This window comes from Bradyrhizobium sp. Crot121 (assembly GCF_059512385.1).
Genome location: NZ_JCAMOR010000136.1, coordinates 1 through 10,504 on the forward strand (window position 1 = coordinate 1; position 10,504 = coordinate 10,504).

Here is a 10,504-nt window from a genome sequence, read left to right on the forward strand (position 1 = left end):
CAGCCAGCATGGTGAATCAGAAACCGCCTGATTTGGGAATCCCAAATCGATTCAAGCTAACTTCATTCCGCTTTAGAAATGAAGAAGATCCTGCTCGCAACCGTTGCCCTCACGGCGTTCGCCGCAGCCGCGCCGGCATTCGGCGCCGACCTCGGCGCCCGCCCCTATTACAGCAAAGCCCCGGCGCCGGTTTACGCCGCGCCGATTTACAACTGGACCGGCTTCTATGTCGGCGGCCATATCGGCGGCGCCTTCACCAGCAGCGACACCTTTAACGGCTTCGCGCTCAGCGACCACAAAACCCGCTTCCTCGGCGGCGTCCAGGTGGGCGGCGACTGGCAATTCCATCCGAACTTCCTGGTCGGCGTCGAAGGTCAGTATTCCTGGCTCGGAGGCGATCAGGTCAGCGCGGCGTTCCCCGGCGGCTTCGTCTACAATAACGACCAGCGCGGGATCGGCTCGATCACCGGCCGCGTCGGCTGGACCTGGGGCCCGGGCCTGGTCTACGCGAAGGGCGGCTATGCCTATTCCGACAACAACGAGACGCTGAGGTTCGGCGGCATCCCGGTCGGATTCGCGCTGAGCGACAGGCACCGCAACGGCTTTACCGTCGGCGGCGGCATCGAATACATGTTCGCGCCAAACTGGTCGGCCAAGGCCGAGTATCAATTCTACGATTTCGGCGACAGCCGCTTCGTTGCGCCGGCCCCGCTGGTGCCGTTCGGCAGCTTCCACAATGACGAGCACACCGTGAAGGCCGGCATCAACTACCGCTTCAATTTCGGCAATTTCGGCGGGCCGGTGGCAACCGGTTACTGACCGCGATCCAAGAATCTGAACAAGAGACAAAGGCCGGCATCTCGCCGGCCTTTTTTGATTCTCGAGAGGTTGTAGGTACTGGCGTCCGGCAAGCACCGCGCGATCAATTCCGGCGTGCGGTAGAAAGCTACTTCAACGCCGCCATGCGCGCAAAAATTGCACCGCCGCGCATTCTGGTTCCCGATTTTGTTAACCCGCCATCGCGATACTGCCGCGCGAGGATTCAAGCTCAAGGACAGTGACTGCGGGGCAGGCAAATGGCGTTACGATTCCGCTTCGGTAAAATGAAACTTAAGGGCATCCGGCGCCCGCGATGGGGCGTCAGGGGCAGCCTGTTTGCGGCATTCGCCGTCATCGCCGCCATGGCGATCGTGATCAGCGCGGGCGCCGCCATGGTGTTCGAACAGCTCGGCAAGACCATGGGCGACCTTTCCGGCCGCGACATCCCGCGGCTCGCTGCGAGCCTGCAATTGTCGGCACAAAGCGCGAGCCTCGCAAGCCAGGGTCCAGCGCTGCTCGCCGCGCGCACCGAGGAGGCGCTGAACGAGCGCTCTGCCAAGATGAAGGAAACGCAGACGCAGGCGCTGCAGAAGCTCGACGAGATCATCAAGCTCGGTGCCGACAAGGCGATCGGGAAGGCGTTGACCGAGACGGTCAAGAACATCGACGACGTGATCGAGAGCCTCGGCTCGGCTGCGCGCGAGCGGCTCGAGACGGCGGCGTTGCACGACAAGCTGTATGAAACGCTGCGCAAGGCGCAGGCCGAGTTCGTCGCGGCCTCGGCGCCGGCGATGATGGACGCGCAGAGCCAGCTCCATGCCATCCTCGGCGCGGCCGAGCCGTCGTCCGACGACGCGAGCAGCGCCGCACGCGTCGTAGAGCAGCTCGGCGATGTGATCGCCAGCGGCAACCTGTTGGCCTCCAACATGGCCGCAGCGCTGTCGGCGACCAACAGCGACACGCTGGAAGCGATCGAGAAGGATTTCAAGCGGGTGCTCTCGCAGACGATTTCCAATCTGGAGATGCTGCCTAAGAATTCGAGCACAAAGACGCTGGCCGACGCCGCCAGAAAGCTGCAGACGCTCGGCCAGGGCAAGACCGGCGTGTTCAAGGTCCGCCAGAAGGAATTGGACGCCACCGATTTCGGCGAGACCATCCTGGAGGAGACCCGCAAGCTCAATATCGGCCTCGGCATCAGCGTGCAGCAGCTCGTCGACGGCGTGCGGAAGGCGACCGATGCGTCCACCAGCCAGGCGCAACGAGAGATTTCGTTTGCGACCATGGTGATGCTCGCGCTCGGCATCGGCACCCTGATCGGCTCGATCCTGTTCGTCTGGCTCTATGTCGGCCGCAGCATTCTCAAGCGGCTCAAGGGCCTGCAGGACTCGATGCAGCGACTGTCGGCCGGCGATCTCGACACCGAGATCCCTCAGAGCCGCCAAGACGACGAGATCGCCGCGATGGGCAACGCGCTGAAGGTGTTCCGCGAAAGCATGATCGAAGGCCGCGCGCTCTCGGCCGAGCAGGACAAGGACCGCATCGCCAAGGCGGAGCGTGCTTCGCGCATGGAAGCCCATATCGTCGAATTCGAGTCCACCGTCCGCAGCGCGCTCGACAGCCTGCAGAACGCGGCCAATTCGATGCAGTCCACGGCGCAGAGCATGTCGGCGACCGCCGACCAGTCCAGCGCGCTGGCAAACACGGTCGCTTCCGCAGCGGAGGAAACCTCAGTCAACGTGCAGACGGTATCCGCGGGCACCGAGGAGCTCTCTTCCTCGATCGCCGAGATCGGGCGGCAGGTCGTGACCTCGGCCGAGATCGCGCGCAAAGCGGTGGACGAAGCCGGCCAGACCGACGTCACCATGCAGGGTCTCGCCGAGAAAGCCGGCCGCATCAGCGTGGTGGTCGACCTGATCCAGACCATCGCTTCGCAGACCAACCTGCTCGCGCTCAACGCCACCATCGAGGCGGCACGCGTCGGCGAAGCCGGCCGCGGCTTTGCCGTGGTCGCCTCCGAGGTGAAGAGCCTTGCCAACCAGACCGCGAAAGCGACCGACGAGATCCGCCAGCAGATCGTCAGCATGCAGGAAGTGACGACGACGGCGGTTTCCGCGATCCGCAATATCAGCACGACGATCGGCGAGATCAATGACGTCACCACCGCGATCGCCGCCGCGGTCGAGGAACAGGGCGCGGCGACGCGCGAGATCGCCCGCAACATCCAGCACGCAGCCGGCGGCACCAGCGAAGTCTCGAGCAATATCGTCGGCGTCAGCAGCGCTTCGGCGGAAGCCGGCACGGCCGCCGGCGACGTGCTAAGCGCTTCCAGCGAACTGCGCCGGGAGGCCGAGGTGCTGCGCGCCGAAATCGACGCGTTCCTGTCGAGTATCCGCGCGGCGTAGAAACACCGTCATTCCGGGGCGCCTCGAAGAGGCGAACCCGGAATCCATCGGGCGAGAAATCCTGCTGGAGAAATGGATTCCGGGTTCGATGCTTGCGCATCGCCCCGGAATGACGTTCCCACGGCCAATCCATGCCCATTATCCGAACCGGCATCTGCTTTTTTGAGCTAGCGCCGGGCGGCCGGTACCGCTAAGCCGATAGACGATGCATTCGAAAACAGACAGCGTGCAGTCCTCGGCTGAGGCACTGCGATACCCCCTCGAAAATCACCCCGGCCCGGACCAGGTCGTGGAAGTGATGCCGGGCGTGCTCTGGGCGCGGCTGAAACTGCCGTTCCGCCTCAACCACGTGAACATCTATCTGCTCGCCGATGGCGACGGCTGGACCATGATCGATTCCGGCTTCGGCAACGAGGAATCGATCGCAGCCTGGACCACGCTGTTCGAAGGCCCACTTAAGGGCATGACCATCACGCGCCTGATCGTGACCCATTCGCATCCCGATCATGTCGGGCTCGCCGGATGGATCATCGAGCGGTTCGGCTGCCCGCTATACATGTCACAGGTCGAATACCTGCAGTCGGTCTATCATCAGAACCGCGGCACCGCCGAGCGATTGACCGCGCAACGTCTGTTCTTCCGCCGTCACGGCATGGACGAGGATCTGACCGACAAGCTGCTCGGCCGCGGCCAGGATTATCTGAAGCGGGTCTCGGTGCTGCCGGCGTCCTATCGCCGGCTGACCCATGGCGACGAGGTCGTGATCGGCACGCGGCGCTTCAAGGTCATCACCGGCGGTGGACATGCGCTCGACCAGGTGATGCTGTATTGCGCCGCCGACAAGCTGTTCCTCTCCGCCGACCAGGTGTTGAGCAAGATCTCGCCCAATGTCAGTGTCTGGGCCGTCGAGCCGGAACAGAATTCGCTCGGCGAATATCTGGCCTCGCTGGCGAGCCTGACCACCACGCTGCCCTACGACGCGCTGGTGCTGCCCGGCCATGGCGTGCCGTTCTACGGCCTGAAGACACGGATCAAGCAGCTCGCCGATCATCACGAGGAGCGCTGCGGGCTGATCGCCGAGGCCTGCCGGGAGACCGCCAAGACCTCCAAGGAGCTGGTGCCGGTCGTATTCCACAAGCACGTGCTGGACGCGCACCAGATGGGATTCGCCGCCGGCGAACTGATCGCCCACGTCAACTACATGCTGGTCGAGGGCCGGCTGACGGCCGAGGCAATCGACGGCGTGCTGCGTTTCCGCACCACCTGACGCTATACACTCCGGTTCGGCTGATCCGGACAATTACGGGCATCGTGCGATCGCGCAACGAGGCGGCCCGAGGAGCTATCGGCGCGGATTCCGGCGACAGGTCTAGGTCGTTGATCCACATCAATATTTGCCGCGCTTCCATGGACAATCTGTCCAATGTCTGGCGCATGCCCCAACGTGGGATAGCGGATAGACATTAGAGATTGAAAAGCTCTAAGAAGAGTTGGCCGCCCCGGCCGGGTCCTGCTCCAGGTTTGCCGATGGATTACAGCCAGTTTTTCAGCGCCGCCCTCAACCGCCTCCATGACGAGCGGCGCTACCGCGTATTTGCCGACCTCGAGCGGATTGCGGGCCGCTTCCCGCACGCGATCTGGCACTCGCCGAAGGGCCAGCGCAATGTCGTGATCTGGTGCTCCAACGACTATCTCGGCATGGGCCAGCATCCCAAGGTCGTCGGCGCCATGGTCGAGACCGCGACCCGCGTCGGCACCGGCGCCGGCGGCACCCGCAATATCGCCGGCACCCATCATCCTCTGGTGCAGCTCGAAGCCGAACTCGCCGACCTCCACGGCAAGGAAGCATCGCTCCTCTTCACCTCCGGCTATGTCTCGAACCAGACCGGCATCGCGACGATCGCAAAGCTGATCCCGAACTGCCTGATCCTGTCGGACGCGCTGAACCACAATTCGATGATCGAAGGCATCCGCCAGGGCGGCTGCGAGCGGAAAGTTTTCCGCCACAGCGACCTCGCGCATCTGGAGGAGCTGTTGCGCGAGGCCGGTCCCGATCGGCCGAAGCTGATCGCCTGCGAGAGCCTTTACTCGATGGACGGCGACGTGGCGCCACTCGAGCAGATCTGCGACCTCGCCGAGCGCTATGGCGCCATGACCTATGTCGATGAGGTCCATGCGGTCGGCATGTACGGGCCGCGTGGCGGCGGCATCGCCGAGCGCGACGGCGTCATGCACCGTATCGATGTGCTCGAAGGCACGCTGGCGAAGGCGTTCGGCTGCCTCGGCGGCTATATCGCCGCCAAAGCCGAGATCATCGATGCCGTGCGTTCCTATGCGCCCGGTTTCATCTTCACGACCGCGCTGCCGCCGGCGATCTGCTCGGCCGCGACCGCTGCTATCCGCCACCTCAAGACCTCGACCTGGGAACGCGAGCGCCACCAGGAACGCGCCGCCCGCCTCAAGGCGATCCTGAACGCGGCCGGCCTGCCCGTGATGTCGAGCGACACCCATATCGTGCCGCTTTTCGTCGGCGACCCCGAAAAGTGCAAGCGCGCGACCGACATCCTGCTCGAGGAGCACGGCATCTATATCCAGCCGATCAACTACCCGACCGTCCCCAAGGGCACCGAGCGGCTGCGGATCACCCCGTCGCCCTACCACGACGACGGCCTGATGGACGGCCTCGCCGAGGCGCTGCTGCAGGTCTGGGAGCGGCTTGGGCTGCCGCTCCGCAAGCGGTCGATGGCGGCAGAATAACCCTAACGACGCGACATCCGGGATCGGAACGGCGACGCACGGTGCGCCATCCGCCTGATCCCGCTATACTCTCCCGTCACGGCCCACTCTGAGGCCGGGAAGGGAGATCAGCAGCGATGCTGCACGACTGGGGCGTCATCGCCGCCGCGTTCGGCTATATCGGGTTCCTGTTCTTTGTCGCCAGCCGCGGCGATCGTTCGCTGCCGACGAAGCGCGGTCGCGCGGGCATGGTGATCTACCCGCTGTCGCTCGCGATCTACTGCACCTCCTGGACCTTCTTCGGCTCGGTCGGATTTGCGACCCGCACCAGCGTCGACTTCCTGGCGATCTATGTCGGGCCGGTCCTCATGATCGGCTTGTGTACGCCGCTGCTCCGCCGCGTGATCGGGCTTGCCAAGTCGCAGAACATCACGTCGATCGCCGACTTCATCGCCGCGCGCTACGGCAAGAGCCAGGCGGTGGCCGCCACCGTGGCTTTGATCGCGATCATCGGCTCGGTGCCCTATATCGCGCTCCAGCTCAAGGCGATCGCCTCCTCGCTGGAAACGATCCTGAGCGAGGACAGGGCGTTTTCCTCGGTCCCCATCCTCGGCGACATCGCGCTGGTGGTGATGCTCGCGATGGCCGTATTCGCGGTGCTGTTCGGCACCCGGCAGGCTGATGCCACCGAACATCAGCACGGCCTGATGCTGGCGGTCGCGACCGAATCCATCGTCAAGCTGGTGGCGTTCCTCGCCGCGGGCATCTTCGTCACCTTCTGGATGTTCTCACCGACCGAACTGATCGAGCGCGCGATGAAGACGCCGGAAGCGGTGCGGGCGATCGAATATGTGCCGTCGGTCGGCAATTTCCTGACCATGACGCTGTTGTCGTTCTGCGCGATCATGCTTTTACCGCGCCAGTTCCATGTCAGCGTGGTCGAGAATTCAGGCCAGGAGGAGGTCGGGCGCGCGCGCTGGCTGTTCCCGCTTTATCTCGTCGCGATCAACCTGTTCGTGATCCCGATCGCGATCGCGGGGCTCGTGACCTTCCCGTTCGGCGCCGTCGACAGCGACATGTATGTGCTGGCGCTGCCGATGGAGGCCAACGCATCGCTGCTCAGCGTCGCCGTCTTCATCGGCGGGCTGTCGGCGGGCACCGCGATGGTGATCGTGGAATGCGTGGCGCTGTCGATCATGGTCTCCAACGACATCGTGCTGCCGATGGTGCTGCAGCGAAGCCGCGAAGCGCTCGCCGGGCAGAAGGATTTCAGCGACTTCCTGCTGAGCGTGCGCCGCTTTGCGATCTTCGGCATCATGGTGATGGCCTATTTCTATTATCGCGCGCTCGGCAACACTCAGCTCGCCGCGATCGGACTGTTGTCGTTCGCGGCGATCACCCAGCTTGCGCCCGCCTTCTTCGGTGGGCTGTTGTGGCGGCGGGCGACCGCGCGCGGTGCTATGGCCGGCATGGTGGTCGGCTTTGCCGTGTGGATCTACACGCTGTTCCTGCCGAGCTTCCTGGAGAGCAGCACCACGGGGCTGATGCTGCTGCAGCACGGCCCCTTCGGCATCGAGGCGCTGCGGCCACAGGCGCTGCTCGGCACCGACCTGCCGCCGCTGCTGCATGGTGTGCTGTGGAGCCTGTCGCTGAACATCTTCACCTACCTCGTGTTCTCGCTGGCGCGCGAGCCGACCTCGATCGAACGGCTGCAGGCCGACCTGTTCGTGCCCCACACCTTCACGCCGATCGCACCGAGTTTCCGGCGCTGGCGCAGCACGGTGACGGTGCAGGACATCCAGAGCACGGTGGCGCAATATCTCGGGCCCGAGCGCGCCGGCCACGCGTTCGAGGCGTTTGCGGCCGAGCGTGGCGGCGCGCTCAACGCATCGGCGCCCGCCGGCCTCGAATTGCTGCAGCATGCCGAGCGCCTGATCGCATCCTCGATCGGCGCCGCCTCCTCGCGGCTCGTGATGTCGCTGCTGCTCCGCAAGCGCACGGTTTCGGCGAAGGCTGCGCTCAAGCTGCTCGACGATTCCCATGCGGCGCTGCATTTCAACCGCGAGATCCTGCAAACCGCGCTCAACCATGTGCGCCAGGGCATCGCGGTGTTCGACGCCAATCTGCAACTGATCTGCTCGAACCGGCAATTCGCCGAGATCCTGGCACTGCCGGCGCATCTGGTTCAACTCGGCATCCCCTTGTCGGAAATCCTCGAGTTCATGGGCGCGGTCAATCCGTCAGGCTCGGGCGACGCGCAGATCATGCTGGAGAAGCGGCTCGCCGCCTACACCACCGAGGGCGAGCCTTACCTGGAGCGGCTGCCCGACCGCCACATGGTGATCGAGGTCCGCACCAACCGGATGCCCGGTGCCGGCTTCGTCATCACCTTCTCCGACGTGACGCCGAGCTTCGAGGCGGCCGAGGCGCTGGAGCGCGCCAATGCGACGCTGGAAAAGCGCGTGCGCGACCGCACCGAGGAACTCACCCGCCTCAATTCCGAGTTGGCGCTGGCCAAGAGCGCCGCCGAAGATGCCAATATTTCCAAGACGCGATTTCTCGCCGCCGCCAGTCACGACATCCTGCAGCCCTTGAACGCGGCGCGGCTGTACGTCACGAGCATGGTGGAGCGCCAGCAGGGCGGCGAGGATTCCCGCCTGGTCGAGAACATCGACGACTCCCTGGAAGCGATCGAGGAGATTCTCGGCGCGCTGCTCGACATTTCGCGGCTCGATGCCGGCGCCATGACGCCATCGATCAGCCGCTTCAAGATCGGCGATCTCATGCGCTCGCTGGAAATCGAGTTTGCGCCGATCGCGCGCGCCAAGGGGCTGGAGCTGGCCTTCGTGCCGTCTTCGCTGGCAGTCGAGTCCGACCGTTCGCTGCTCAGGCGGCTATTGCAGAACTTCATCTCCAATGCGATCAAATATACGCCGCGCGGCCGCGTGCTGGTGGGTTGCCGCCGTCGCGGACAGTCGCTCAAGATCTGCGTCTACGACACCGGCGTCGGCATTCCCGTGCTCAAGCGCCGCGAGATCTTCAAGGAGTTCCATCGTCTCGAACAGGGCGCGCGGATCGCGCGCGGCCTGGGATTGGGGCTGTCGATCGTCGAGCGGCTGGCGCGCGTGCTCAACCACGGCATCGCGCTCGATGGCAATGCCGGTGGCGGCTCGATGTTCTCCGTGACCGTGCCGATCGCGAAGGTGATCAATCATACAGGGCCCGTGACCAGCGCAACGCCGCTCGCCAAGACCCCGATCAGAGGCGCACTGATTGTCTGCATCGAGAACGACCTGGCGATCCTCGATGGCATGAGGACGCTCTTGACGGCCTGGGGCGCCGAGGTGATCGCGGTCGCCGATCCCGAAAGCGCGATCGGCGCGATCGAGGCCGCGGGCGGGCGCGTCACCGGCCTCCTGGTCGACTATCATCTCGACCGCGGCAACGGCGTCGCCGCGATCCGCGACATCCGCCGCCGCTTCGGCGAGGGCCTCCCCGCGATCCTCATCACCGCCGACCGCAGCCCCAATGTCCGCGCCGCCGCACGCGAGGAGAACATCGCGGTGCTCAACAAGCCGGTGAAGCCGGCGTCATTGCGGGCGCTGCTGGGGCAATGGCGCACGCAGCAGATGGTGGCGGCGGAGTAGATCTCAGCGGGCCTACCGCTGGGCTGCGACGATCAACATCATCGGCCGCTCCAGCTCCTCGGCAAGATCGCGCATTGCGGCAATCTGATCGGGTGTCGGAGCAAATTCCTCGACGTGCCGGATCTCAAGTCCGACGCCGATCAGCATATTCAGTGTCGTTCCGATCCTGCGATGATACTTGATCACGCCATCCGCAAACCAGTTCGTCTTGCGTGGCCCCTCAAGCGCGTATGCATCGACTGGCCACGTCTTGCGCCCCTCCTGATCAGTGCGCCAGCCCGGCTTTCTCGAAGCCATATAGATTGGATGCTCTATGGTGAAGACGAAACGCCCGCCCGGCCGCAGCGCGTGATAGACGCTGCGCACGAGCCTCTCGAAATCCTCGATGTAGTGTAGGGCCAGCGAGCTATAGGCGAGGTCGACCGAGGACGGCGGAAACTCGACCCGTTCGAGATCGGCGATCCTGTACTCAATGCCGGCATCGTGGGTATTCAGCCTCGCGCGACCGATCATGTTCTCGGAGAGATCGAGCCCAAGCACATGTGCAGCTCCCTGCGCACGGGCCCATCTCGCAAACCAGCCGAAGCCACAGCCGAGATCGAGGACGCTCTTGCCGGCCAGATCGGGGAGTTGCGCGCGGACCGCCGGCCATTCTGGCGCGCCGTCAAGCCCGCGGACGGACCGCGGCAAAGTGGTGTAACCGGCAAAAAAGACACGATCGTCGTAGATGTTTTGGGCCAACAGGCTCTCCATCGATGCCGCCGGGCAGACGCGTAGGGTGGTCAAAGCGAAGCGTGCCCACCATCAAGGATCCCGCCCGTGGTGGTGGGCACGCTTCGCTTTGCCCACCCTTCTGTAACGGGCCTTGCTCAGTCAATCCCTTTTTGCGTCATCCGCTCG

The 10,504-nt window shown here is 64.5% G+C and carries 6 protein-coding genes; 5 read left to right on the top strand and 1 reads right to left on the bottom strand.

All coding sequences use genetic code 11. The features are described 5' to 3' along the window. Window positions 1-78: 78 nt before the first annotated feature. The 5 genes from AC5ZGW_RS43880 to AC5ZGW_RS43900 all read left to right on the top strand — a co-directional run bounded on the left by AC5ZGW_RS43880 (window position 79) and on the right by AC5ZGW_RS43900 (window position 9,604). On the top strand, window positions 79-819 hold the full coding sequence (locus AC5ZGW_RS43880) for an outer membrane protein (RefSeq protein ID WP_028164404.1): 741 nt from the start codon (window positions 79-81) through the stop codon (window positions 817-819). A 257-nt stretch (window positions 820-1,076) separates the two neighbouring features. After that, window positions 1,077-3,221 carry a methyl-accepting chemotaxis protein gene (locus AC5ZGW_RS43885; protein ID WP_130230473.1) on the top strand — a complete coding sequence of 715 codons (2,145 nt, stop codon included), beginning with the start codon at window positions 1,077-1,079 and terminating at the stop codon, window positions 3,219-3,221. A 205-nt stretch (window positions 3,222-3,426) separates the two neighbouring features. Continuing rightward, entirely contained in the window at window positions 3,427-4,488 is a 1,062-nt protein-coding gene (locus AC5ZGW_RS43890; protein WP_130230471.1) for an MBL fold metallo-hydrolase, read from the top strand. A 260-nt stretch (window positions 4,489-4,748) separates the two neighbouring features. Further along, entirely contained in the window at window positions 4,749-5,978 is a 1,230-nt protein-coding gene (hemA, locus tag AC5ZGW_RS43895; protein WP_130230469.1) for a 5-aminolevulinate synthase, read from the top strand. Window positions 5,979-6,094: 116 nt separating this feature from the next. Next, the gene (locus AC5ZGW_RS43900) at window positions 6,095-9,604 is read left to right on the top strand and encodes a hybrid sensor histidine kinase/response regulator (RefSeq protein WP_130230467.1); all 3,510 of its coding nucleotides are present in this window, start codon (window positions 6,095-6,097) and stop codon (window positions 9,602-9,604) included. Window positions 9,605-9,616: 12 nt separating this feature from the next. Here AC5ZGW_RS43900 and AC5ZGW_RS43905 read toward each other — a convergent pair whose 3' ends face one another. Further along, complete coding sequence (locus tag AC5ZGW_RS43905) at window positions 9,617-10,345, bottom strand: class I SAM-dependent methyltransferase (protein ID WP_130230465.1); 729 nt, start codon at window positions 10,343-10,345, stop codon at window positions 9,617-9,619. Between the last annotated feature and the right edge of the window lie 159 nt (window positions 10,346-10,504).

Excerpts from the sequence above, each read along its gene's own strand:
- AC5ZGW_RS43890 (WP_130230471.1), top strand. The coding sequence starts at position 3,427 with ATGCATTCGAAAACAGACAGCGTGCAGTCCTCGGCTGAGGCACTGCGA.
- AC5ZGW_RS43885 (WP_130230473.1), top strand. The coding sequence starts at position 1,077 with ATGGCGTTACGATTCCGCTTCGGTAAAATGAAACTTAAGGGCATCCGG.
- AC5ZGW_RS43900 (WP_130230467.1), top strand. The coding sequence starts at position 6,095 with ATGCTGCACGACTGGGGCGTCATCGCCGCCGCGTTCGGCTATATCGGG.
- AC5ZGW_RS43880 (WP_028164404.1), top strand. The coding sequence starts at position 79 with ATGAAGAAGATCCTGCTCGCAACCGTTGCCCTCACGGCGTTCGCCGCA.
- hemA (WP_130230469.1), top strand. The coding sequence starts at position 4,749 with ATGGATTACAGCCAGTTTTTCAGCGCCGCCCTCAACCGCCTCCATGAC.